This is a genomic window from Nocardia sp. NPDC059177 (assembly GCF_042755165.1).
GTDB lineage: Bacteria > Actinomycetota > Actinomycetes > Mycobacteriales > Mycobacteriaceae > Nocardia.
Window position 1 is genome coordinate 35,384 of the sequence record NZ_JBHZBX010000016.1, and the last position, 26,688, is coordinate 62,071.

The window sequence follows — 26,688 nt, forward strand, 5'->3', positions numbered from 1 at the left end:
CCGGTTGGTGGCGCCGGCCCGCGAACGGGGGTCCGGCGACACGTCGACCCCACCGTCAGCGGATCACCCGCGTGGCGCCCGCGACTGTGACGCCACCAGTTCCTCCAGGTACTCGGCCACTCCGTCGGCATCGTTGCCCGCCAGCACGCGGTCGGCCAGCGCGATGACCTCCGCCGGGGCACCGGCGGGTACCAGCGCGGTACCCGCCCAGGTCAGCATGGCGATATCGTTGGGTGCGTCACCCGCCGCCACCACCGACGACCGCTCGATGCCGTCGATCGCGCACAACCGCGCCAGCGCACTGGCCTTGGACACGCCCGCGGCAGCCATCTCCATGTACGGCGCACCGGAGTGGGTGAGTTCCACACCGGCGATGCCGAGCGCCGCCGTCGTCCGGAACAGGTCGGCACCCGGTATCTCGGGATGACGGGCGACGATCTTGACCATCGGTTCGGACTGTGTCGGCAGCGTGTCCGACACCACCATTGCGCGCGGATCGCGGTGATGGTCGGCGAACTCGCACAGCGCGGCATAGGCGGGCTCGGCGACGAACTGGGTGGCGCCCACCGTGGCGAACACGACACCGGGGACCAGTGCGCGCAGCCGCGTCATGGCCGCGCCCGCCGACTCGGCGTCGATCGACACGGTGTCGACGATCTCCGGCTCGCCGGTGGCAAGATCCAGCAGCACGGCACCGTTGGCGCACACCGCCTTCCCCCGGAAACCACATGACCGCGCGAGCTCGCGCACCGAATGCCGGGCCCGCGCCGTCGCCCAGACCACCTCGATCCCGGCGCGCTGCGCACTCGCCATGGCCGCCGCGGTGCGCGCGGAGACGGTGCGGTCCGAGCGCAGCAGGGTGCCGTCCAGGTCGGTGGCGAACATCCGGATGTCAGTCACCGGACCATGCTGTCACGACCCGTTCGAGCCGGTGCTCAGGTGGCCTGGCTCACCGAGGACATGTGGAAATCGGGAATCCGCAGCGGGGGCATGGCGGTGCGGGTGAACCAGTCCTTCCATTCGCGCGGCAGGGTGATCTGCGAGGCGCCCGCCTCCGAGATCCGGCGTAACAGGTCGAGGGGGCTCTCGTTGAAGCGGAAGTTGTTCACCGCGCCGGTCACCTCGCCGTTCTCGACCAGATACACCCCGTCGCGGGTCAATCCGGTCAGCAGCAGGGTGGCCGGGTCCACCTCGCGGATGTACCAGAGGCAGGTGAGCAGCAGACCGCGTTCGGTGCGCGCGATCATGTCGTCGAGGGTGGCCTCGCTGCCGCCGGTGAGCAGCAGATTCTCGCCCGGCACGGTGGCGGGCGCGGCGAACTCGGCGGCGGTCGCGCGCGGGTAGACCAGCGACTCGATCACCCCCGACCCGATCCAGTCGACCCGCTGCGCGGGCAGGCCGTTGTCGAACACCGACAGCGATTCCGACGACGACGGCGTCGCCACGAACGGCCGGTACTCGAGCCCGCTCGCGGCCGGATCCGAGTACAGCGTCAACGGGATGTCGCCGAGCCGCTCACCGATGCGGGTCCCACCGGCGCGCGAGAACGCGGTGTGCCCCTCGTGCGCGCCCCGGCCCTCCATCGACCAGGCGAGATAGATCATCAGATCCGCCACCGCCGACGGCGGCAGCAGCGTTTCGTAGCGGCCGGCGGGCAGCTCGACCCGGCGCTGTGCCCAGCCCAGCCGTCGCGACAGCTCGGCCAGCAGACCGGGCGTGTCCACATCGGTGAAATCGGCGGTGCCGACACCCACCCACGCGCTCGCCAGCTCCGTGCCTTCGCCGCGTTTGCCGTTGATCTCCACCGAACCGGTCGGCTGGCTGTATCGGCGGCGGATCCCGGTGGAGGTGCCCAGCCAGGTGGTGTGCACCTGGTGGTGGGCGAAACCGTAGAGGCGGTCGGCGCCGTCGAAACCGGTCGACAGATCGCGCGCCAGACCGGCGAACACGTCGATCCCGGTGGCGCCGGGTGCGTGGTCCCAGGTCGCGGTGTCGTCGTCGCTGGGTTCGAGCAGCGGCATCGCGTCGCGCGCCGGAGTCGCCACCCGGGCGGCCTCCTCGCTCGCGCGCACCACCGCCTCGATCTCGGCCGGGTCGACGCTGGTGGAGCTGATGCTGCCCACCTTGGCCGCGTTCGGGCCGTCGCGCAGCACCGAGATGACCGCCCAGTCGCGCGAGACCGACGATCCGTTGGTGGTCATCGAATTGCCCGCCCAGCGCAGCGAGGCGTCGTGCGCGTCGGTGACGATCACGATCGCCTCGTCGGCCTTGGAAGCCGCCAGCGCCCGCTCGACCACCGCGCCCGCCGGGAACACGCCTGTCTCGGTCACTGTCCGCCCTCCGTCCGGGTGTTGAGAACATTGACCCCGCGCACCAGCACCGACGGGCAGCCGTGACTGACCGCAGCGACCTGCCCGGGCTGTGCCTTACCGCAGTTGAACGCGCCACCGAGCTGCCAGGTACTCGGCCCGCCGACCGCTTCCATCGACCCCCAGAAATCGGTGGTCGTAGCCTGATAGGCGACATCGCGGAGCTGACCGGCCAACTCCCCGTTGCGGATCCGGAAGAACCGCTGCCCGGTGAACTGGAAGTTGTAGCGCTGCATATCGATCGACCACGACTTGTCGCCGACGATGTAGATACCGTCCTCGACGCGCGCGATGAGCTCGGCGGTGCTGGTGTCGCGGTCCGGATCCGGCTGCAGCGACACATTGGCCATCCGCTGGATCGGCACGTGATGCGGCGAGTCGGCGTAGGAGCACCCGTTGGACCGCTCCAGTCCCAGCCGTGGCGCGAACACCCGGTCCAGCTGATAGCCGACCAGGACACCGTCGCGCACCAGATCCCAGTGCTGCCCGGCCACGCCCTCGTCGTCGTAGCCGACAGTGGCCAGCCCGTTGACCTGGGTCCGGTCGCCGGTGACATGCATGATCGGCGTGCCGTATTGCAGCGTGCCCAGCTGGTCGGGGGTGGCGAACGAGGTGCCCGCGTAGGCGGATTCGTAGCCGATGGCGCGGTCGTATTCGGTGGCGTGGCCGATGGATTCGTGGATGGTCAGCCACAGGTTGGTCGGGTCGATCACCAGGTCGGTGGGACCGGCGACGACGCTGGGCGCCTTCACCTTCTCGGCCAGCCAGCCGGGGATCCGCGCGAGTTCGCCGGTCCAGTCCCAGGTTCCGTCGGCGCCGGTGACATATTCCCAGCCGCGGCCTGCCGGCGCGGCCAGCGTGCGCATGGTCTCGAACACGCCCGACGCGGAATCGACGGTCACCGCTTCGAGCTGGGGGTGCAGGCGCACCCGCTGCTGGGTGATCGCCGAGCCCGCGGTGTCGGCGTAGAAGGTCTGCTCCTTGACCTGCAGCACCGAGGCGGTCACGTGGTCGACACCGTCGGCCGCGGACAACCGCTCCGAATAGTCCTGCAGCAGCGCCACTTTCTCCGCCGTCGGCACCGCGAACGGATCCACCTCATAGGCCGACACCCAGGACACGTTGTCGTAGCGCGGCTCGCCGGCCAGTTCCACCCGCTCCCGGTTCAGCGCGCGCAGCGCGCGAGCGACGGTCACCGCGCGGCGTGCCACCTCGGCGGCGGTCTCGGCGGTGAGTGCGGCATGGGAGGCGAAACCCCAGGTGCCGTCGACGATCACGCGCACCGCCAGACCCAGCTGGGTCGCGTCGGTGACCGCCTCGACCCGGCCGTCGCGCAGCCGGATCGATTGCGTCACCAGCCGGTGCACCCGCAGATCGGCGTGTTCGGCGCCGGCCGCGCGGGCGGCCGACAACGCGGCCTCGGCCAGTGCGGCGAGCCCGAGCGCACGGAATTCCTCGTCCACAGCCCTGGAAGTCGGGGTAGCTGTCACCGGGCCTACGCTAGCCGGTGCCACCGACACGCGGGGCTCGCGCCGCCGAACGTGTCCGCTGCCAGTGCGCATTTCGCGTCGCGGCGCACGAAACAGCGGTCCGGACAAGCCTCGACGCCGGACGCGCGGACCGCGGTCATCCCGCCGGGAACAGCGCGAATGCCGTAGGGTGCCCGCCGTGCCGCCATCCGCCCTCCGCGATCGAAAAAGGGAACGAACCCGCCGTGCGATCCTCGTGGCCGCCGTCGGATTGTTCGAGGCCAGAGGCTATGAGGAGACGACCGTCGCCGACATCGCGGCCGAGGCCGAGGTCGGCACCCGCACCTTCTTCAACTACTTCGCCAGCAAGGAAGAGCTGCTCTTCCCCGAGCCCGACGACCGGGTGCGCGCGGCCGTGGCCGCCATCGCCACCCGCCGCCCCGGCGAGCGTCCGGTGGAGGTGCTGCTGCGGGCCCTGCGCGCGGCAGGCGACAACCCCGGCGAGCATCGCGCGGGCGACCTGAGTTCGCGCATCGCCGCGCTGCGGGCCCAGGTCTCGCGCACGGTGCCCGCGGTGAGCGGCCGCGCCGCGCACGCCCAGCTGGTCGCCCAGCGCGAGATCGCCCGGCAGCTGCACGCGGCGTTCCCGCACGAACTCGACGAGATCGGCGCCGCCGCACTGGTCGGCGCCGTGGTCGGCGCGGTCTCGGGCGCGCTGACGGTGCTGTTCCAGCAGCCCCAGCACAGCATCGAGGACGGCGAGCACCTGCATCGCAAGATCCACGAGACCACCTCACGGGTGCTGCAACCCTGGCTCGCAGCCTCGGCGCCGGTCGAACCGGCCCGCTAGCCGAACTGCTGCCAGCCCAGCCGCAGCACCATCACCACCACGACCACCAGCAGCACGATCCGCACGAACCCCGCCCCCTTGGCCAGCGCCATCCGCGAACCCACCAGCGCACCGGCCACATTCGCCACCGCCATGCCTGCCCCGAGTCCCCACAGGATGTGCCCGGTCGCGCCGAGGAACAGCAGCGCGCCCACGTTCGACCCGCAGTTGATCACCTTCGCCATCGCCGCGGCCCGCACGAACTCGGTGCCGAGCAGGGTCGCGAAGGTGATGATGAGGAAGGTGCCGGTGCCCGGCCCGAGCAGGCCGTCGTAGAGACCGATCAGCCCGGCCGCCAGGGCGACGACCAGGATCACCTTGCGCCGCGTCGGCGGATGCGTCGCCATCGTCATGCCGACCGAGGGCCGCACCGTCACGAACAGCGCGACACCGACCAGCACCACCATGACCAGCGGGATGAACAGATCACGGTCGATCAGCGACACCGCCGCCGCACCGCAGGCCGCGGTGATCGCGGCGATCACCGCACCGGGCAGCAGGACCTGCCACTGCATCGGCACCCGGCGCGCGAAGGTCGCCACCGCGGTAGCGGTGCCGGCGAGCGCGGCCAGCTTGTTGGTGCCCAGCGCGGTCTGCGGGGTGATACCGGGCACGACCAGCAACAGCGTCGGCAGGATGATCAGCCCGCCGCCGCCGACCACGGCGTCGACCCAGCCGGCCGCCGCGGCGGCCACCAGCAGAACCGTCCAGTCTCCGAGTTGCACCCGACCAGGCAATCAAGATCACGCGGGAAAAGCGAACCCCGGCCTAGTCTTGACCGGTGCGCCGGTTCAGTTTGTGGCTCCGCGACCGACCCGTCGTCGCGGACCTGCTCCTCGCGATCTTCCTCGGGGTGCTCGATGCGTTCGGCGTCGCCGGCGAGCCACACAAGGTCGTCTACCTGGTGTTCTCGGCGATCCTGCCGCTGCCGCTGATCCTGCGCCGGGTCCACCCGCGGGCCGTGGCGGCGACGATGTTCGGGCTGTCGGTGGTGTGCACGCTGGTGACCGCCGCGGTCGGTGGCAACACCACCGGCCATGTCGCGCTGATCGGGCTCGGGGTGATGCTCTACACCCTGGTGGCCTACGTCGGCCGCCGCGACGGGCTGATCTACCTCGCCTGCCTCGGCATCGACCTCGGGCTGTCGCTGTGGCTGCTGCGCGAGCCGGAGGGCGGCGACATCGCGCTGGTCTGGGTGATCTACGCGCTGTGCTGGACGCTGGCCGAGTTCAACGGCGCCCGGCACGCCTACGACGCCGAGGTCGCCGCCCGGCTGGCGGTGGCCGACTACGACAAGGAACGCCGCGCCCACGAGGCCGTCGCCGCCGAACGCACCCGCATCGCGCGCGAACTGCACGATGTGGTCGCGCACGCGGTGAGCGTGATCATCGTGCAGGCCGACGGCGCGAAGTACGCCCTGCGCCAGGACCCCGACACCGCCGAGCGGGCCCTGGCCACCATCGCGGGCACCGGGCGCGACGCCCTGCGCGAACTGCGCCGCACCGTCGCCCTGCTGCGTACCGAACACGCACCGGAACTGCTCCCGCAACACGGCAGTGCCGGCATCGCGAAGGTGGTCGAGATGATGCGCGAGGCGGGCCTGGCCGTCGACCTGGAACTGTCCGGCGAACTCGACGACATCGCGCCCGAGGTGAGCCTGGGCGTGCACCGGATCGTGCAGGAATCGCTCACCAACACCCTGCGCCACGCCGGGGCGAGCCCCAAGGCCGAGGTGCGGGTGCACCGCCGCGACGACGAGGTGATCGTCGAGGTCCTCGACAGCGGCGGGCTGCCCGCGCAGCCCAGCGCGCCGGCCGGCGGTGGCATGGGACTGGTCGGCATGCGCGAACGGGTCGCGGTACTGGGCGGCACGCTGACGGCGGGCCGCCTCGACGACGGGCGCTGGCAGGTACGCGCCGGTCTGCCGCTGCGCACCGACCACGACTGAATCGCGGCGTTAGGGTGGGTCGGTGCCGATCAGCGTGCTTGTGGTGGACGATCAGGAACTCATGCGAATGGGTCTGAAGATGGTGCTCGGGGCGCATCCGGACATCGACGTGGTCGGTGAGGCGAGCAACGGCGACGAAGCGGTGCGCCGGGCGGGGGAGTTGCGGCCCGATGTGGTGCTCATGGATGTGCGGATGCCGGTCGTGGACGGCGTCACCGCCACCGGGCGGATCGTGGCGGCGGGCGACGGGGTCCGGGTGCTGGTCATGACCACCTTCGACCTCGACGAACACGCCCTCGGCGCGCTGCGCGCCGGTGCCAGCGGTTTCCTGCTCAAGGACACCCCGCCCGAGGATCTCGTCTCGGCGATCCGCAGCGTCGCCGCCGGGGACGCGGTGGTCTCGCCGAAGGTCACCAAACGCCTGCTCGACCGGCTCGTCGCCGACGACCCCGGCGGGCTGCGCGACCCGGGTGTGCTCGATGTGCTCACCGCCCGCGAACGCGAGGTGCTCGAACAGATCGCCGCAGGCCGCTCCAATGCCGAGATCGCCGCCGCGCTGTTCCTGTCGGAGGCGACGGTGAAGACCCACGTCGGCCGGGTGCTGGCCAAACTCGGGCTGCGTGACCGGGTGCAGGCGGTGGTGCTGGCCTACGAGACCGGGCTGGTGCGACCGGGCGGTTGAGACGGCCGGGAGAAAAATCGGCCGCTCGTACGTTGTACGGGGAGATCGTCCGAAAGGATCGCCATGACCGCCCTGCTGTTCGTGCTCTACCTCGTCGTCGAGATCGCCGCCCTGATCGGTCTCGCCCAGCTGATCGGCGTCGGCTGGGCCCTGCTCGTGCTGGTCGCGGTGTCCGGTGTGGGGTTGCTGCTGCTCGGCGCGCAGGGCAGGCGGGTCTTCGACCGGTTCCGCCGGGCCGCGCGCGGTGAGGTCACCGCCGAGAGCGCGGTCGCCGACGGGTTGCTGGTCGCCACCGGCTCGGTGCTGCTGTTCGTGCCCGGCCTGGTCACCGGTGTGGTCGGCCTGCTCGCCCTGTTCCCGCCGACGCGCGCGCTGCTGCGCCCGGTGCTCGAGAAGCTCGGTACCCGCCGCTTCGGGCCACTGCCGTCGTTCGCACCGGCGCCGTATCGCGGCATGGTGGTCGACGCCGACAGTGGCGACGTGGTCGACGGCGTCGTCGTCGGCCAGTGGTACGACGACGGGCACGCCAGTGGCCCAAGGGCTCTCGGGCCCGCCTGATTCCCGGCGATGCCGTCTTCCGGCGGCCGAAGGTCTACAGTGTCCGGATGGCCACCGAGCAGATCACCGTCACGGTGAGCGAGGAACTGGCCGACGCGGTGCGCAAAGCGTCCACCGCTGCCGGACAGTCCATGTCGGATTTCACCGTCGCCGCCTGGCGACTCGAACTCATCGCCGCCGAGGCGGGCGGGCACACTCCCGCCGGCTTGCGCGTCGGCGACGTGCACGCGGTGCTGTCCCTGCCGACCTGACGAATCGCCGATACGGCAGACTGGGGGACCGTGAGTACCCAGTTGCTGATCGGCGGTCGTTTCTACAGTTCCAGCTCCCCGGACGCGACCGCCATGGCGGTCACCGACGGCACCGTGGTGTGGCTCGGCGCCGAGGCGCCCGGCCGGGCCATGCACCCCGGCGCGGAGATCGTCGACCTCGACGGCGCCTTCGTCGCGCCCGCGTTCGTCGACCCGCACGTGCACGTGACCGCCCTCGGCCTGCAACTGACCGGACTCGACCTCAGCGGCGCCGCGTCGCGGGCCGAGCTGCTCGCCGCGGTGCGCGCGCAGGCACAGCGTCAGCCCGACGGGGTGATCATCGGCGAAGGCTGGGACGACACCACCTGGGCCGACGGCAGGCCGCCGACCGCCGCCGAACTCGATGACGCCGCGGGCCCCGGCCGGCTGGTCTACCTGGCGCGCGTCGACGCGCACTCGGCCGTCGCGTCCTCGGCGCTGCTCGACGCGGCCGGGCCGCTCGGTGACGGTTTCGAGCGCGGCGCCCCGCTGCGCGCCGACGCCCACCACCGCGTACGAACCGTCGCCTTCGCCGAACTCGGTCGCGCACAGCGTGATCGGGCCCGCGCCGCCGCCCTCGACGACGCCGCCGCCCACGGCATCGTGGCCGTGCACGAATGCGCGGGACCCGATATCTCCGGTCGCGACGACGTCCGCGAACTGCTCACCTTCGAGCACGGCGTCCAGGTGCGCGCCTACTGGGGCGAGGCCGTGTCCAGCGCCGACGAAGCCCGCGCACTGGTGGCCGAACTCGGCGTACACGCCCTCGGCGGCGACCTGTTCGTCGACGGCTCGCTCGGCTCGCACACCGCCCTGCTGCGCGAGTCCTACGCCGATGCCGCGGGCTGCGGCAAGAGCTTCCTCGACGCCGACACTGTCACCGCCCACCTGCGCGCCTGTACCGAGGCGGGCATCCAGGCCGGTTTCCACGCCATCGGCGACGCGGCCATGGACACCGTGGTCGCCGGATTCGCCCGGGTCGCCGCCGAACTGGGCGGTCCGGCGGTCGCCGCGCGCGGGCACCGGGTCGAACACGCGGAAATGATCGATGCCGCCGCGATCGAGCAGCTCGCCGCCGTGGGCGCCATCGCCTCGGTGCAGCCGGGCTTCGACGCAGCCTGGGGTGGCCCCGACGGCATGTACGCCACCCGCCTGGGCGCCGAGCGCGCCGTCGGCCTGAACCCGTTCGCCGCCATGGCCGCCGCGGGCATCACCCTCGCCATCGGCTCCGACGCTCCCGTCACGGTGATGAATCCGTGGGAACAGATCCGCGCCGCCGTCCACCACCGCACCACCGGCCACGGTGTGTCCCCGCGCGCCGCCTTCGCCGCCGCGACCCGGGGCGCCTGGCGCGCCGGCGGGGTTCGCGACGGAATCGGGGGCACCCTGGTCCCCGGCGCCCCCGCCTCCTACGCGGTCTGGGACGCCGGCGACCTCGTCGTCGCCGCGGCCGCCGACACGGTCCAGCGCTGGTCCACCGACCCGCGCTCGCGCGTACCCGGTCTGCCGGTCCTCGCCCCCGGCGCCGACCTGCCCACCTGCCTGCGCACGGTGCACAACGGCACGACGATCTATTCCGCCTGACCACCGCCGCAGACGAATCACGGAGTCTCCCACCATGATCGACCCCGCCACCGGCCAGCGCCCCGACGCCGAGGCCCGCACGCCGGACGAGCCGGGCCCGGCAGCGACGGCCGACGCAGTCCGGGTGGCGGCCTTGTCCACCGGCGCCACGCCCGACCCCGATACCGGGTCGGCGGGGCCGGAGGCAGTACCGGCGAGTGACCGTCGCACCGGGCCGGCCGCAAGTGCGGTGGGATCGTGTGCGGTCAGCGGGCAGCGCGCCGGGTCGGCAGAGGACGGGGACGCGTCGGGCGGAGAGCCGGCAGGGCCGTCTGCGGTGAGGGGGCAGCGTGCCGGGTCGGCGGAGTGCAGCGACCCATCGACCGGAGAGCCGCGCGCCGGGGCGGCCGGAGACAGGGCGGCATCGTCTGTGGTGAGTGGGCAGTCCGCAGGGTCGACGGAGTGCAGCGACGGGTCGGGCGCCGGTATCGGCCGGACGCAAGGCGCCATGCTGTGGCGGATACTCGCGGCGGTGGTCGGTGGGTTGCTGTTGTTCGCCAGTTTCCCCCCGCGTCCGTGGTGGTTCCTCGCGCCGGTCGCGATCGCCCTGCTGACCCTCGCGGTGCGGGGGCCGGGGAAGCTGCGGGCCGGTTTCGGGTACGGGTTCCTGGGTGGGCTGGCGTTCTTCCTGCCGTTGCTGCCGTGGACCGGGATCTATGTCGGGCCGGTGCCGTGGCTGGCGCTCTCGACCGCGTGCGCGGTGTTCTTCGGGCTGTGGGGTGTGCTGGCGCGGTGGCTCTCGGCGCTGCCGGGCTGGCCGGTGTGGCTCGCGCTGGCCTGGACCACCACCGAATGGGCCAGGTCCAGCGTGCCCTTCGGTGGATTCCCCTGGGGCCGAATCGCTTTCGGCCAGGCCGACGGCTGGTACCTGTCGCTGGCCGCCTACGGTGGCGCACCGCTGGTCGGCTTCGCCGTCGCGCTGACGGGCACCGCCCTGGCCGCGCTGGCGCTGCGGGCGCTGGCGTGGTGGCGCACCCCGGCGCCGCGCCCCGCCGGCCGGGCCGTCCGCACGGGATTCGTCGTGGCGGTGGTGACCGTAGCCGTCCTGCCGGTCGCCGGGTTGATCCTCCGGTCGACGCTGCCCGCCCCGGACGCCGGCCACCGGTCGGTCACGGTGGCGGCCGTCCAGGGCAGCGTGCCGCGCCTGGGCCTGGACTTCAACGCCCAGCGCCGCGCCGTCCTGGACAACCACGTCCGGCGCACCGTGGAACTCGCCGACGCGGTCGAGCGCGGCGAGTCCCCGCGCCCCGACGTGGTGATCTGGCCGGAGAACTCCTCCGACATCGATCCCCTGCGCAATGCCGACGCCGCCGCCGAGATCACCCGCGCCTCGACCCGCATCGGCGCCCCGATCCTGGTCGGCGCCGTGCTCGTGAACGGCGACCGCACCACCACCAACTCGGTGATCGTCTGGAACGGCGCGGCGGGCCCGGGGGAACGGCACGACAAGAAGATCATCCAGCCCTTCGGCGAATACCTGCCGATGCGTAGTTTCTTCCGATTGTTCTCTTCCTATGCCGACCGTGCCGGATATTTCGTTCCGGGAACAGGTGACGGAACGGTCACGGCCGCCGGCATCCCGATCGGCGTGGCCACCTGTTACGAAGTCGCCTTCGATCGGGCATTTCGGGAATCTCTCGCTGCGGGCGCGCAATTGCTGACGGTGCCGACCAACAACGCCACCTTCGGCGAGAGCGAGATGACGTATCAGCAATTGGCGATGTCGCGGGTGCGGGCCGTGGAACACGGCCGGGCACTGGTGGTCTCGGCCACCACCGGGGTCAGCGCGATCATCACCGCCGACGGCGCGCTCGCTCAACAGAGCGCGCAGGTGGTGCCGGCCGCGCTGGTGGCCAGTCTACCGTTGCGCGACACGGCGACAATCGCTACGCGAATCGGCCCAGCCCCCGAACTGGCTTCCGTTATCCTGTGCGCGATCGGCGTCGGGTTGGTGTTCTACCGACGTCGCCGAGTGAATCCGACGCGGCATGTGCGGAGTTCGGACAATTCTGAATAAGCGGTTTGTTTCAACCCGGGGGAAGCGGCCGAAAGTTGCTGCTGCAGGGGTGTAATCCGTTGAGCTCGAAATAAATCCACATCGGTAGCCATCCGGCTGCCGGAGTACTCCGAATCATGGGCGTGGAAAAGCCACGCCCTGGGCCCTCGTGTGCCCGGGCGCTGCTCGGGGAGTCGTGACACAAGGTAGAACGGAGTGCTTGATGAGTTCAGTGGCCACCGACCGCGTCAGCTCATGCGTCACCGACGGGGGTATCGGCCAACCGTTCGCTCTCTCGCCCGGTCAGACGGCACTGTGGTACGCGCAACGGATCAGGCCCGACATTCCGCTCACCATCGCCCACTACGTCGAACTGCACGGTGATCTCGACGTCGGCAGGTTGCTGTACGCGGTGGAGCGCTACGGCGCGGAATCCCAGGTGGGACACGTGCGCCTACTCGAGGTCGACGGGGTGCCCCATCAGCGGGTCGACCTCGCCTGGCGGCCCGGCTGGGCTCGGCTCGACCTCCGCGGCGAACCCGACCCCCGGGCCGCCGCGCTGCGCTGGATGAACAACCACGCCAGCACCCCCATCGACATGGAGCACGAACCGCTCACCATCAATGTCGTATTGCGAATCGGTGACCGCGACTGGTTCTGGTACGAACGCGGACACCACATCGTGATCGACGGTTACGGTGCGATGAACGCGCTCTCGCGCACCGCCGAGATCTACACCGCCGTCGGCGAGCAGCGCGAACCGTCGGTCTCGCGCGCGGCCGCCCTGGTCGACCTCTACGCCGACGAGTCCCGCTACCGCGAGTCGAGCCGCTTCCGCGCCGACCGGGAATACTGGATGCAGCAGCTCGCCGGCGTCGGCGAGCCGATGACGCTGTCCTCGGTCACGGCCGGCGGCGACACCCACGACCCGGGCCGCCACCGTGCCACCGCCGTCCTGGACCCCGAGGTCGACGCGCTGCTCACCGACGCGATCACCACCCACGGTTCGGCCAACTCCGCGCTCATCGTCGCCGCGCTGGCCGCCTACGTCCGCTCGGTCACCGGTGACCCGGATGTCGTGCTGAGCCTTCCGGTTTCGGCGCGCACCACGGTCGCGCTGCGCCGCTCGGCAGGTGTGGTGTCGAACGTGGTGCCGCTGCGCGTGCGCTTCGACGCGCACACCACCGTCGCCGACGTGGTGCGCCAGACCGAACTGCAGATCACCGGCGCGCTGCGGCATCAGCGCTACCGCTCCGACGACATCCGCCGCGACTGCGGCTACTCGCGCGACGCCCGCGGCTTCTTCGGCCCGATGGTCAACATCATGCTCTTCCACGACGAGCTGAAATTCGACGAGATCGCCGGTCAGCTGCACGTGCTCGCCACCGGTCCGGTCGAAGACCTCTCGATCAACATCTACAACGGCGACGGCGGCCGTATCCAGCTCGACTTCGAAGCCAACCCCAGGCTTTACGGGGAGGCCGAGGTGGCCGCCCACCACGGTCGCTACCTCGACTTCCTGGCCCGCTTCCTGGCCGCCGATCCGGCCACCCCCGCGCACACCCTCACCGCCATCACCGCCGCCGAAGAGGCCAGGGTGCTGCGCGAGTGGAACGCCACCGAGATGCCGGTCCCCGCGGCGACCCTGGTGTCGTTGTTCGAGGACCAGGTGTGCCGCAGCCCGCACGCCGTCGCGCTCGAATTCGCCGACCGAGCCATCGGATACGCCGAACTCGGGGACCGGGTCAACCAGCTCGCCAGGGAACTCATTGCCCGCGGTGCCGGGCCCGAGACCACGGTCGGGCTCTGCCTGCACCGCAGTATCGAGATGGTCATCGGCATGTACGCGGTGCTGGCGACCGGCGCGGCCTATCTGCCGCTGGATCCCGAACATCCGGCCGACCGCATCGACGCCGTGGTGGCCCAGGCGCGTCCGGTGTGCGTGCTGACCGCCGCCCGCGACGGCGTCCGGCTGCCCGCCGGGGTGGCGCGGGTGGATCTGGACACCCTCGACGTCACCGGGCACTCGGTCGCGCCGATCACCGACGCGCAGCGGCGCGCGCCGCTGCGCCCCGACCAGCTCGCCTACGTCATCTTCACCTCCGGCTCCACCGGTAAACCCAAGGGCGTCGGCGTCACCCACGCCGCGATCGTGAACCGGCTGCGCTGGATGCAGGCCGAATACCCCCTCGACCACACCGACGCGGTGCTGCAGAAGACCCCGGCCACCTTCGACGTGTCGGTCTGGGAGTTCTTCTGGCCGCTACAGGTGGGCGCCCGGCTCGTCGTCGCCGCGCCCGACGGGCATCGCGACCCGGCCTACCTGGCTCGCATCATCACCGAGAAATCCGTCACCACAGCACATTTCGTGCCTTCGATGCTCTCGCTGTTCGTCACCGATCCACAGGTACGCGGCGGGGCCGGGCTGCGGCGGGTGTTCTGCAGTGGCGAGGCACTGCCCGGTGCCACCGTCGCCGATTTCCACGCCGCGCTGCACGGGCCCGCGGGCGGACCGGAGCTGCACAATCTCTACGGCCCCACCGAGGCCGCGGTCGATGTCACCTACTGGCCGTGCCCGGCCGAGGCGACCACGGTGCCGATCGGCTCGCCGGTCTGGAACACCCAGACCTATGTCCTCGACCCGCAGCTGCGTCCGGTGCCGCCCGGCGTCGTCGGCGAGCTGTACCTGGCCGGCGCCCAGCTGGCGCGCGGCTACCTCGGCAGGCCTGATCTCACCGGCGACCGGTTCGTCGCCAACCCGTTCACCCGCGGGCAGCGGATGTACCGCACCGGTGACCTGGCTCGATGGCAGGTAGAGGCAGGCGTCCTGGAATACCTGGGGCGCACCGACTTCCAGGTCAAGATCCGCGGCCTGCGTATCGAACTCGGCGAGATCGAATCGGCGCTGCTGGCCCAGGACCACATCACCCGCGCGGTCTGCGTGGCCAGGGCCGGGCGCACCGGCGACGACGAACTCGTCGCCTACGTGGTCGCCGCGGCGGGCGAGCCGGCACCCGAGGTCACCGCGCTGCTGTCGGGGCTGCGCCGCAGTCTGCCCTCCTACATGGTGCCCTCGGCGCTGGTCGTGCTCGACGAACTGCCGTTGAGCGCCAACGGCAAGGTCGACCGCAAAGCCCTGCCCGTGCCGGCCGCCGGCGTGCGGCTCACCACCGGCGCCGCGGCACCGCAGACCGAGCTGGAATGCGCGCTCGCCGAGATCTTCACCGAGGTCCTCGCCCTGGACGGCACCGCCATCGGCGTCGAGGACAGCTTCTTCGACCTCGGCGGCAACTCGCTGATCGCCGCGCGCGCGGTCGCCCGGATCAACACCACCCTCGACGCCGACCTCACCATCCGCGATCTGTTCGAGGCGTCCACCATCGCGGCACTGGCCGCCTACATCAGCACGCATCGCCCCGAAACCCCGACGCCCAAACTGGTTCCGGTGCACCGGCCCGAACGGGTGCCGCTGTCGCTGGCCCAGCAGCGCCTGTGGATCCTGAACCGGTTCGCCGAACACGCCGCCGCCTACAACATGCCGCTGGCCCTGCGCCTGACCGGCACCCTCGACCTCGACGCCCTGCGGGCCGGTCTGCGCGATGTGCTGAACCGGCACGAGAGCCTGCGCACCAGCTACCCCGAGGGACCCGACGGCCCCTACCAGCTGATCCAGCCCGCCGTGCCCATCGACCTCGCGCCGATCGACGTGATCGCCGCCGACATCCCGGCCCTGGCGGCCGAAGTCACCGGCCGCGGCTTCGATCTGCGGGTCGAGACCCCGCTGCGGGTGGCGCTGTACCGCGTCGGCACGAACGACCACCTGCTGCTGGTGGTGCTGCACCACATCAGCGGTGACGGCTGGTCGGTCGCCCCGCTGGCCCGCGACCTGATGGTGGCGGTCGGCGCCAGGGCGGGCGGCGCCGCGCCGCAGTGGACCGCGCTGCCGGTGCAGTACGCCGATTTCGCGCTGTGGCAGCGCGAACTGCTCGGCGCGGAGACCGATGCCGACGCGCCGCTGGGCAAGCAGCTCGGGCACTGGCGCGACGCGCTGGCCGGGCTGCCCGACCAGCTCGATCTGCCGCTGGACCGCCCGCGCCCGCTGCGGCGCGACACCGGTGGCGACACCGTAGCCTTCCGGATCGAGGCCGACATCCGCCGGGCCGCGGGCGAACTCGCCACCGCGCACGGGGTCAGCATGTTCATGGTGCTGCACGCGGCACTGGCGACGCTGCTGGCGCGGCTGTGCGCGAGCTCCGATGTCACCGTGGGCACGCCGATCGCGGGCCGCTCCGATCCGGCGCTCGACGAGCTGGTCGGCATGTTCGTCAACACCCTCGTGCTGCGCACCGAGGTGGACCTCGGCGCCGGCTTCGACCGGATGCTCGCGCTGGTCCGCGAGACCGACCTGGACGCCTTCGCCAACCCCGACGTACCGTTCGACCGGCTCGTCGAACTGGTGAACCCGGAGCGGTCCACCGCGCGGCACCCCCTGTTCCAGGTGATGCTGTCCTACGACCGCACCCCGGACCTGCGCATCGAACTGCCCGGTGTCGCCGCCGAACTGGTGCCCCTCGACACCGGGGTCGCCAAGTTCGACCTGCAGCTCGAGGTTCGCGACAACCACGACGACGGCCCCCTCGACGCCGAATTCGGTTTCGCCACCGATGTTTTCGATCGCAGCACGGTCGAGTCCATCGCCCGCCGGTTCAGCGCGCTGCTGGCCGCGGTGATCGCCGAGCCGACCACCCCGATCGGTGATCTGGACCTGCTCGACCGCAGGGAGATCGCGCGTCTGGTGCCCGTCGCCGGCGCCCCCGCCGAACCGTCCGGCACCCTGGCGCGGCTCTTCGGCGAGACCGCCCAGCGGCTGGCCGACGCGGTCGCGGTGCGCTATCTCGGCTTCGACACCACCTACCGGGAACTCGACGAACGTTCGAACCGGTTGGCGCGCAGCCTGATCGCGCACGGTGCCGGACCGGAGACGGTGGTCGCGGTGGCCCTGCCACGCAGCCTCGAATCGATCGTCGCGGTCTGGGCGGTCGCCAAGACCGGCGCCGCCTATGTGCCCGTCGACCCGGCCTACCCGGCCGACCGCATCGCGCACATGATCGGCGACTCCGGCGCGGCACTCGGACTCACCCTGCCCGAGCACCTCGCCGCGCTGCCCACCACCACCGGCAAACACCGCAGGGCCCCGGAGTGGCTGGTGTTCGGCACCGCCGACTTCGAGGCCGACTGCGCGGGCCGCTCGGCGACGCCGGTCACCGACGCCGACCGCAGGCTGCCGATGCGGCCCGGTCAGCCCGCCTATCTCATCTACACCTCGGGCTCCACCGGCACCCCGAAGGCGGTCGTGGTCACCCACGCCGGCATCGCCTCGCTGGCCAGTGAGCAGACCCAGCTGTTCCGGGTGAGCGACGCCTCGCGCACCATGCATTTCTCGTCGCCGAGTTTCGACGCCTCGGTTCTGGAGCTGCTGCTCGGTTTCGCCGCGGGCGCCACCATCGTCGTCGCCCCGGCCGACCTCTACGGCGGCGCGGAACTGGCCTCGTTCCTGCGGTCGGAGCGGATCACCCACGCGTTCATCACCCCGGCCGCGCTGGCCACCGTGCCCGCCGGTGACTTCCCCGAACTCGGCACGGTCATCGTCGGCGGTGAGGCGTGCTCGGACGAGCTCGTCGCCGCCTGGGCGGGCAAGTACCGGATGCACAACATGTACGGCCCGTCGGAGGCGACCGTCGCGGTCACCGCCAGTACGGCGATGCGGCCGGGGGAGCCGGTCCCGCTGGGCGGGCCGGTGCGCGGCATGCGGCTGTTCGTCCTCGACGCCCGATTGCATCCCGTGCCGCCGGGCACGCCGGGCGAACTCTACGTCTCCGGGCCCGGCCTGGCCCGCGGCTACCTCGGCAAGCTCGCGCTGACCGCCCAGCGTTTCGTCGCCAACCCGCACGGCCGGGTCGGCGAACGCATGTACCGCACCGGCGATCTGGTGGTCGCCGACGCGAACGGGCGGTTGCGGTTCCTCGGCCGCGCCGACGACCAGATCAAGATCCGTGGCTTCCGGATCGAACTGCGCGAGATCGACCACGTGCTGCGCGAGCACCCGGGGGTGCGTTCGGCGCTGACCGTGGTGCACGTCGACGAGCAGGGCCAGCAGCGGCTCGCCGCCTATGTCACCGTCGACGGACCGGTCGACCCGGCGGCCGTGCTCGACACCGCGCGCGGCAGGCTGCCCGGCTACATGGTGCCCGCCGCGCTGACCGTGCTCGACCGGATGCCGGTGACCCCGGCGGGCAAGCTCGACCGAAAGGCGCTGCCCACACCGGAATTCGCGGCCACCGCAGGCTCCCGTGCCCCGCGCACCCACCTGGAGATGCGGGTCGCGGCGGTGTTCACCGACATCCTCGGCCGTCCGGTCCCCGGTGCCGAGGACAGTTTCTTCGACATCGGCGGCAACTCGCTGCTGGCCACCCGTCTGGCCGCGGCACTGCACGCGGATTTCGAGGTCGACCTGCCGGTGCGCCAGATCTTCGAGGCGCCGACCGTGGCCGGCATCGCCGGATTGATCGCGGAAGCGCCCCGGACGCAGCGGGTGGCGCTGGCGGTACACACCCCGCGCCCGGGACGCATACCACTGTCGCTGCCGCAGCAGCGGCTGTGGTTCCTCAACCGATTGTCCCCCGAATCCAGCGCCTACAACATCGCATTCGTCTTGCGAATCGGCGGAGATCTGGATGTCGGCGCCCTGCGCGCCGCGCTCACCGACCTGGTGGCCCGGCACGAGGTGCTGCGCACCGTCTTCCCCGAGGACCTCTCCGGCGCCCAGCAGATCGTGCTGCCGCTGGCCCAGGCGGTGCCCGCCGTCGAAGCCGTCGACAACGACGCCGAGGCCGCGCGCGCGGCGCTGACCACCCTGGCCCGGACCGGATTCGACCTGACCCGCCAGACCCCGCTGCGAATCTCGTTGCAGCGCATCGCCGCCGACGAACACCTGCTCGGCGTGGTCGTGCACCACATCGCCGCCGACGGCTGGTCGCTCGGCCCGCTCACCCGGGACCTGGCGGTGTCCTATGTCGCCAGGAGCGCGGGCACCGCACCCCTGCGGGAACCGCTGCCGGTGCAGTACGCGGACTTCAGCCTCTGGCAGCGGGCCGTGCTCGGCAGCGAAGACGATCCGGAGAGCATCGCCGCCGTCCAGGTCGGCTTCTGGCGCGACGCGCTGGCCGAACTGCCCGACGAGCTGCCGCTGCCGTTCGACCGGCCACGCCCGGCCGAACCCGTCGGCGAGGCGGGCACGGTGGCCTGCGCGGTCTCCGACCGGCTGCAGCACGCGATGGACGAACTGGCCTCCGCGGCAGGCGTCAGCCTGTTCATGGTGGTGCGCTCGGCGCTGGCGGTGCTGCTGCGTGGCGTCACCGGCGGCCGCGACATCCCCATCGGCACCCCGGTGGCCGGCCGCACCGACGTCCAGCTCGACAACCTGGTCGGCATGTTCGTCAACACCCTGGTGCTGCGTTCCGATGTCGACCCCGACCGCAGCTTCACCGAGCTGCTGCACACCGACCGCGACACCGAACTGGCCGCGCTGGCCCACGCCGACCTGCCGTTCGAACGGGTCGTCGACGCGCTGGGCCGCGACAGCAGGGCGAGCAACCGGCACCCGCTGTTCCAGGTGGCGCTGAGCATGCAGGACGACCGGACCCCGGAGCTGGAACTGCCCGGTCTGCGCCTGCGGGCCGAGGAACTCGACATCGCGCGCGCCAAGTTCGACCTGGAACTGCGGGTCACGCCCGGTACCGACGGGCAGCGCTATGCGTTCGTGTACTCCACCGAGCTGTTCGACGCGGTCACCATCGAGACACTGGCCGCGCGGTTCGTGCAGATCCTCACCCAGATCACCGCCGCCCCGCACCAGCTCGTGCGCGATATCGACCCGCTCACCGTCACCGAACACCGCACCCTGGTGCCCGCGCAGGGCCCGGCCGCGGTGGCGCCGGTCGTGCTGTCCGACATCGTCGAGCGGGCCGCGGCGCGGTTCCCGCACCGGCCCGCGCTGCGCTGGTTCGCCGGCGGCAGCGTCGCCGGTGAGATCGGCGAACTCGACTACGCCGAGGTCGCCGAACGGGCCCACCGGCTGGGCCGGGCCCTGATCGCGCGCGGCATCGGCACCGGCGACCGGGTCGCGGTCGGGCTGACCCGGTCGCTGGACTGCGCGCTCGCGATCTTCGGTGTGGCCGCGAGCGGCGCGGCCTTCGTGCCCGTCGATCCGCGCTACCCGGCCGACCGGGTGCGGCACATGCTCACCGACTCCGGCGCCCGCGCGGTCCTGACCCGTGGCGCCGACGCCGAGGCACTGCGCGCGGCGGCCGGGCCACTGGAGACCCAGTGGCTGCTGGTCGACGACGAGGTCCTGCACGCCGAGCTGGCCGGGTACGACGGCGCGCGGATCACCGACGCCGACCGGGTCCGCCCGGTGCGTCCCGCCGATCTGGCCTACCAGATCTACACCTCCGGCTCGACCGGTCTGCCCAAGGGCGTGACGGTCACCCACGGCGGCCTGGTGAGCCTGGCGGTCGACCTGCGCGAACGGATGGGCCTGGACCGGTTCTCCAAGACGTTCTTCTTCTCCACCCCCAGTTTCGACGTCTCGGTGCTCGACATGCTGCTGGCGGTCTACTCCGGCGCCGAGATGGTGATCGGCCCGGTCGACATCTACGGCGGCGACGAGCTCGGCGCGCTGCTGGACCGTGAGCAGGTCACCCACACCTTCCTCACCCCGGCCGTGCTGGCCTCGATCGACGCCACCCGCTGGCCGCTGCCGCAGCTGCGCGGCCTGATGGCCGGTGGTGAGGCGGTGCCGCCGGACCTGGTCGAGAACTGGGCGCCGGGCCGCCGGTTCGTCAATGCCTACGGCCCCACCGAGTTCACGGTCATCGCCGCGATGTCGGAACTGCGGGTCGGGACGCCGGTGGCCATCGGAACGCCGGTGCGTGGTTCCCGCGCGCTGGTCCTCGACGAGCGGCTGCGCCCGGTCGTGCGCGGGGTGCCCGGTGAGCTCTACATCGGCGGGGCGGGCATCGCGCAGGGCTACCACGAGCGCTTCGGCCTGACCGCCGGGCGTTTCGTCGCCGACCCGTACGGTCCGGCGGGCAGCCGGATGTACCGCACCGGCGACGTGGTCCGGTGGACCCCGGCCGGCGAACTGGACTACCTCGGGCGCAGTGACCACCAGGTCAAGGTGCGCGGCTTCCGGATCGAGCTCGGTGAGATCAGCGCCGTCCTCGGCAGTCATCCCGACGTCCGCTTCTCGCACACCGAGGTCCGGCGGATCGCCGGTGACGACCGGATCGTCGCCTGGGTGCAGCTCGCCGAGGGCACCGACCCCCAGGTCATGGCCGAGGTGCGCAATCACGCCGTGGCCCGGCTGGCCGGGCACATGGTGCCTGCCTCGCTCACCCTGCTCGACCGGGTGCCGCTGACCCCGGTCGGCAAACTCGACCGCGGCGCGCTGCCCGAACCGGAGTTCACCACCACCGCGGGCCGGGCGCCGCGCACCGAGTCCGAGCGGTTGGTGGCCCGGGTGATCGAAGAGCTCGTCGGCGTCGCCGAGGTCTCGGCCACCGACAGCTTCTTCGACGTCGGCGGCAACTCGCTGCTGGCCACCCAGCTGGTGGCGCGCCTGGCGGCGGCCAGCAATGTGCGCCTGGAAGTACGCACGGTGTTCGCCGCGCCGACCGTCGCGGAACTGGCCGCGCTCATCGAATCCGGACCGTCCGGTGACGACGGCAGGCCCGAGCTGGTGCGGCAGGAACGTCCGGCGCGGATCCCGCTCTCGGCCGCCCAGCACCGGCTGTGGTTCCTCAACCGGTTCAACGCGGGGGAGGCCGGGTCCGCGGGTGCCTACAACATCCCGGTCGTGCTGCGCCTGCACGGCACCATCGACCTGGACGCACTCATCGCCGCTTTGCACACGGTGCAGCGCAGGCACGAGACGCTGCGCACGGTCTTCCCGGAGACCGCGGGCGAACCCGAGCAGCTGGTCCTCGATCCCGAGCACGCGGCGGTCACCCTGTTCCACGCCACCGCGGCCCCGCACGAGGTCGAACCGGCCGTCACCCGTTTCGCCGCACCCGGTTTCGACCTCTCGTCCTCGGTGCCGCTGCGGGCGGCGCTGATCACCGTCGACCACACCGGGCTGCCGGTGCCCGCGCAAGCCAAACTGGCGGTGGCCGGCTCCAAGGAGCACGTCCTGGTGCTGGTCGTGAACCACATCGCGATGGACGGCTGGTCGCTGGAACCCCTGGCCGGCGAGGTCGCCGCGGCCTACCGCGGCATCCGGGCGGGCGAACCGTTCGGCGTGGCCGATCCGGAGATCCAGTACGCCGACTACACGCTGTGGCAGCGCGCGGTGCTCGGCACCGAGGACGATCCGGACGCGCTGATCAGCAAGCAGCTCGCGCACTGGCGTGAGGTGCTCGACGGGCTGCCCGAACTGCTGTCCGTGCCGGCCGACCGGTCACGCCCGCCGGTGCCCTCCTACCGGGGCGGCACCGTCGACTGCGCGGTCGACGCGGCCACCCACCGCGCACTGCGCAGCATCGCCACCGCCAACAACGTCAGCATGTTCATGGTGCTGCACGCCGCACTGGTGGTGCTGCTGCACCGCGTCACCGGTACCGACGACATCGCCGTCGGCACCGCCAGCGCGGGCCGCGGCCATCCCGCGCTCGACGCGATGATCGGCATGTTCGTCAACACCCTGGTGCTGCGCACCGAGGTCGCCGACGACCACGCCTTCGTGGACCTGCTGCGCACCGTCCGCGACGGCGATCTCGACGCCTTCGCTCACGCCGACCTGCCGTTCGAACGACTCGTCGAGGTGCTCAATCCGGCTCGCTCGCAGGCCCATCACCCGCTGTTCCAGGTGATGCTGTCGGTGCGCAACGCCCCGGTCCGGATGCTGGAACTGCCCGGTCTGCGGATCGAGGCGGTCGACGCCGACGCCGGCATCGCCAAATTCGACCTGCAGTTCACCTTCACCGAGACCCAGACCGCCGAGCGCGTCGGCGACGGCATCACCCTGGCGGTGAACTACGCGGCCGACCTGTTCGACGAGGTCACCGCCCGCCGTCTCGGGGACCGCCTGGTCCGGTTGCTCACCGCGGTGGCGGCCGACCCGAACACCGCCGTGGGCGATCTGGCCCTGCTCGACGCCGTCGAGTGGACCGCGCTGGCGCCGGTGCACGGCAGCCGCGCCGACCGTCCGGTCACCCTGCCCGTCGTGTTCGGTGCCGCGGTGGCGCGCTCACGCGACGGTGTCGCGCTCAGCGCGGGCGACACGGTGGTGACCTACGACGCCCTCGACCGCTGGACCAACCGGCTGGCCCGGGTGCTCATCAGTCACGGTGTCGGCCCGGAAAGCCTGGTCGCCCTGGGCATTCCGCGCTCGGTGGAATCGGTGGCGACCATGCTCGCGGTCGCCAAGGCCGGCGCGGCGTTCGTGCCGGTCGACCCGAACTACCCGGCCCAGCGGATCAGCCACATGCTCACCGATTCCGGTGCGGCACTGGGCCTGACCCTGCTGGCGCACCGCGACCGGCTGCCCGGTGACACCCGCTGGCTGGTCCTCGACGACCCGCACACCAGAGCCACCGTGCTCGGCACCGACGACGCACCGGTCACCGACGCCGACCGGATCCGGCCGCTGCGCCTGGCCAACCCGGCCTACGTGGTCTACACCTCCGGCTCGACCGGCACCCCGAAGGGCGTGGTCGTCACCCACGCCGGCCTGTCCAACTTCGCCGCCGAGACCGCCGACCGCTTCGACGTGCGCCCCGGCAGCCGGATCCTGCACTTCGCCACCCCGAGTTTCGACGCCGCCCAGCTCGACATCCTGTTCGCGCTCGGCGGCGCCGCGACCCTGGTGATCGCCCCGACGGGCGTGGTCGGCGGTGAGGACCTGCGCCAGCTGTTCATCCGTGAGCGGATCACGCACGCGTTCATCACCACCGCCGCGCTGGGCACCGTCGACCCGGCGGGTGTGCACTCGCTCGCGCACGTGCTCGTCGGCGGTGAGGCGCTGCCGCCGGACCTGCTCGCCCGCTGGGCGCAGGGCCGCAACTTCTACAACGTCTACGGCCCGACCGAGACCACCATCGTCACGCTGATGCCGCAGCCGATGAGCCCGCAGGGGCCCATCACCATCGGCGGGCCGATCCGCGGCGTCGCGGCCAGCGTGCTCGACCGGCGCCTGCACCCGACCCCGATCGGCGTCACCGGTGAACTGCAGCTGGCCGGTTCCGCGCTGGCCCGCGGCTACCACAACCGGCCCGGCCTGACCGCGCAGCGGTTCGTCGCCGATCCCTACGGCGCGCCGGGCGAGCGGATGTACCGCACCGGCGACCTGGTGCGCTGGCGCGACGGCGCGAAGTCGGCGCTGGACGTGGAATACGTCGGCCGCACCGACCACCAGGTGAAGGTGCGCGGTTTCCGGATCGAACTCGGCGAGATCGACGTCGCGTTCGGCCGGCATCCCGAGGTCGAGTTCGCGCTAACCATCGGGCACACCACCCCGGCCGGCGCCACCGCGCTCGTCTCCTATGTGAAGGCCCGCGCGGGCGCGGCGCCCAGCGTGGCCGAACTGCTGGCCCATGTCGGTGCGCACGTGCCGAACTACATGGTCCCGCAGGCGGTCATGGTGCTCGACGAGGTGCCGCTGAGCCCGGTCGGCAAACTCGACCGGGCCCGGCTGCCGGAGCCGGTGTTCGCCGCGTCCGAGGGCTATCGCGCGCCGGTGACCCCGGCCGAGGTGGCGCTGTGCGCGGTCTTCGCCGAGGTGCTCGGGCTCGACCGGGTCGGCGCCGACGACGGGTTCTTCGAGATCGGCGGAAACTCGCTGCTGGCCACCAAAGTCGTTGCCGCGCTGCGGGAACGCGGCTACGAGGTCTCGGTGCAGATGATGTTCGGCGATGCCAGCCCGGCCGGGATCGCGGCGCTGCTGGATGCCGGCGACGCGGACGCGGTGATGGCCGCGGCCACCGGCCCGGTACTGCCGCTGCGTCCGTCGAGCGGACCGCACGACACCCCGCTGTTCTGTGTGCACCCCGCGATCGGGCTGTCCTGGTGCTACGCGGGCCTGCTCGCGCACCTGGCTCCGCAGCGTCCGCTCTACGGCCTGCAGGCGCCGCACGTGTCCGGTGAGGACAGCTTCACCTCGATTCCGGAAGCCGCGGGACACTATGTCGCCCATATCAAGTCGATCCAGCCGCACGGTCCATACCATCTGCTCGGCTGGTCGCTCGGTGGCCTGATCGCGCAGGAGGTGGCCGTCCAGTTGCAGGACGCGGGGGAGGACGTCGCGCTGCTGGCCATGCTCGACAGCTACCAGCTCGGCGACCGCTGGCTCGAGACCGCGATGCCCAGCGTGGCCGACATCCTCGGTGAATTCGGTGCCGATCTGCTCGACGGGGCGCCCCTGCCCGCCGATCTCGACCTGCGCGAAGCGGCGGATCTGCTGCGGTCCCAGCCGGGCCCGTTCGCCGCGCTCTCGGTGGAGAACCTGCAACGGCTCTACACCGGCTACGCCGACGGCACGGTGCTGGCCAACAAGTTCCGGCCGCGCCTGTTCGACGGTGACCTGCTGTTCTTCACCGCCGCGGCGGACGAGATCAACGCCGCCGACCCCGGCCGCCGCGCCGAGGCCTGGCAGCCGTTCGTCACCGGCAACATCCACAACCACGACCTGCCCTGCAGGCATGCGGCGATGACCACGCCGGAATCGCTGGCGGTGATCGGCCCCGTGCTGCATCGCCACCTCGACGCGGTCCCGGAGATCACCGTGTGCGGCGGCGGCCAGAAGGAGATGCGTCCGTGAGTCTGGCGGTAGAAGTACGCGGCCTGGCCAAGAGTTACGGCAAGGTACGCGTGCTGAAGGAGATCGACCTGGAGATCCCGGCGGGCACCGTGCTCGGCCTGCTGGGACCCAACGGCGCGGGCAAGACCACGACCGTGCGGATCGTGACCACGCTGCTGCGCCCCGACGCCGGATCGATCCGGGTCGCCGGGGTCGACGTGCTGGCCGATCCGGCCACCGCGCGCACCCGGATCGGGCTGTCGGGCCAGTACGCCGCGGTCGACGCGAACCTCACCGGCTACGAGAACCTGCGCATGGTGGCGCGCCTGTACGGCATGGGCCGCAAACAGGCCGTGTCCCGGGTGGAGGAACTGCTCACCGCGTTCGGCCTGGACTACGCCGCGGGCCGGCGCGCAGGCACCTACTCCGGCGGCATGGCCCGGCGCCTCGACCTGGCCGGCGCGCTGGTCGCCCGGCCGCCGGTGGTGGTGCTCGACGAGCCGACCACCGGCCTGGATCCCCGGGGACGCCTGGACATGTGGAAGGTGATCGGCGACCTCGTCGACGACGGCACCACGGTCCTGCTCACCACCCAGTACCTCGAGGAAGCCGACCTGCTCGCCGACCGGATCACCGTGATCGACAAGGGCACCGTCATCGCGCGCGGCTCGGCCGACGAACTCAAGACCTCCATCGGCGGCGACCGGCTCACCGTCACCCTGGCCGCCGGACAGAGCCCGGGTCCCGCGGTATCGGTGCTTCAGCAGGTCGGCATCGGCGAACCGATCCACGAACCGGGCACCGACGAAGTCTCGGTGGTGGTCGGTAACGGTTCGCGCACCATGGTCGAAGCCCTGCGCCGCCTCGACGACGCCGGCGTGTGCGTCCTCGACGCCACCGTCGTGCGCCCCACCCTCGACGATGTGTTCCTGTCCCTCACCGGCACCCCGGCCGCGCCCGCCCCGGAACCCGAAACCGACGAAGTGCAAGAGGAGATCCTGTCGTGAGTGCC

The 26,688-nt window shown here is 71.8% G+C and carries 13 protein-coding genes; 9 read left to right on the forward strand and 4 right to left on the reverse strand.

The features are described 5' to 3' along the window. Positions 1-63: 63 nt before the first annotated feature. Genes ACFXK0_RS20300 through ACFXK0_RS20310 form a run of 3 tightly spaced genes read right to left on the reverse strand, consistent with a single transcriptional unit; the run spans position 64 to position 3,859 of the window. On the reverse strand, positions 64-900 hold the full coding sequence (locus ACFXK0_RS20300; protein WP_379412063.1) for an HAD family hydrolase: 837 nt from the start codon (positions 898-900) through the stop codon (positions 64-66). A gap of 35 nt (positions 901-935) precedes the next feature. Next, the gene (locus tag ACFXK0_RS20305) at positions 936-2,315 is read right to left on the reverse strand and encodes a metallopeptidase TldD-related protein (protein ID WP_379412164.1); all 1,380 of its coding nucleotides are present in this window, start codon (positions 2,313-2,315) and stop codon (positions 936-938) included. Positions 2,316-2,326: 11 nt separating this feature from the next. Next, a complete protein-coding gene (locus tag ACFXK0_RS20310) occupies positions 2,327-3,859 on the reverse strand; it encodes a TldD/PmbA family protein (protein WP_379412064.1) in 1,533 nt (510 codons plus the stop codon). A 235-nt stretch (positions 3,860-4,094) separates the two neighbouring features. On the opposite strand from ACFXK0_RS20310, the gene ACFXK0_RS20315 reads away from it, so the two are divergent. After that, positions 4,095-4,688 carry a helix-turn-helix domain-containing protein gene (locus ACFXK0_RS20315; protein ID WP_379412065.1) on the forward strand — a complete coding sequence of 198 codons (594 nt, stop codon included), beginning with the start codon at positions 4,095-4,097 and terminating at the stop codon, positions 4,686-4,688. Here ACFXK0_RS20315 and ACFXK0_RS20320 read toward each other — a convergent pair. Further along, positions 4,685-5,452, reverse strand: a complete 768-nt coding sequence (locus tag ACFXK0_RS20320) for a TSUP family transporter (RefSeq protein WP_379412066.1) — start codon at positions 5,450-5,452, stop codon at positions 4,685-4,687. The two genes, ACFXK0_RS20315 and ACFXK0_RS20320, sit on opposite strands and share 4 nt — an antisense overlap. 56 nt (positions 5,453-5,508) lie before the next feature. Here ACFXK0_RS20320 and ACFXK0_RS20325 point away from each other — a divergent pair, with 56 nt between their 5' ends. From ACFXK0_RS20325 to ACFXK0_RS20360, 8 genes are all read left to right on the forward strand, one after another. Next, positions 5,509-6,675 carry a sensor histidine kinase gene (locus ACFXK0_RS20325; protein WP_379412068.1) on the forward strand — a complete coding sequence of 389 codons (1,167 nt, stop codon included), beginning with the start codon at positions 5,509-5,511 and terminating at the stop codon, positions 6,673-6,675. Positions 6,676-6,697: 22 nt separating this feature from the next. After that, positions 6,698-7,357, forward strand: coding sequence for a response regulator (locus tag ACFXK0_RS20330; protein WP_379412069.1), 660 nt, complete (start codon positions 6,698-6,700; stop codon positions 7,355-7,357). Between the two features lie 63 nt (positions 7,358-7,420). Then, positions 7,421-7,915: an FxsA family protein gene (locus ACFXK0_RS20335; protein WP_379412070.1), complete on the forward strand. Its 495-nt coding sequence runs from the start codon at positions 7,421-7,423 to the stop codon at positions 7,913-7,915. A gap of 47 nt (positions 7,916-7,962) precedes the next feature. After that, complete coding sequence (locus tag ACFXK0_RS20340) at positions 7,963-8,166, forward strand: hypothetical protein (protein ID WP_379412072.1); 204 nt, start codon at positions 7,963-7,965, stop codon at positions 8,164-8,166. Between the two features lie 30 nt (positions 8,167-8,196). Beyond that, the gene (locus tag ACFXK0_RS20345) at positions 8,197-9,789 is read left to right on the forward strand and encodes an amidohydrolase (RefSeq protein ID WP_379412073.1); all 1,593 of its coding nucleotides are present in this window, start codon (positions 8,197-8,199) and stop codon (positions 9,787-9,789) included. 487 nt (positions 9,790-10,276) lie between these two features. Further along, positions 10,277-11,845, forward strand: a complete 1,569-nt coding sequence (gene lnt / locus ACFXK0_RS20350; RefSeq protein ID WP_379412075.1) for an apolipoprotein N-acyltransferase — start codon at positions 10,277-10,279, stop codon at positions 11,843-11,845. Between the two features lie 202 nt (positions 11,846-12,047). Next, positions 12,048-25,697, forward strand: a complete 13,650-nt coding sequence (locus ACFXK0_RS20355) for an amino acid adenylation domain-containing protein (protein WP_379412077.1) — start codon at positions 12,048-12,050, stop codon at positions 25,695-25,697. Next, the gene (locus ACFXK0_RS20360) at positions 25,694-26,683 is read left to right on the forward strand and encodes an ATP-binding cassette domain-containing protein (RefSeq protein WP_379412078.1); all 990 of its coding nucleotides are present in this window, start codon (positions 25,694-25,696) and stop codon (positions 26,681-26,683) included. The genes ACFXK0_RS20355 and ACFXK0_RS20360 overlap by 4 nt, the downstream gene beginning before the upstream one ends. The last annotated feature ends 5 nt before the right edge of the window (positions 26,684-26,688 follow it).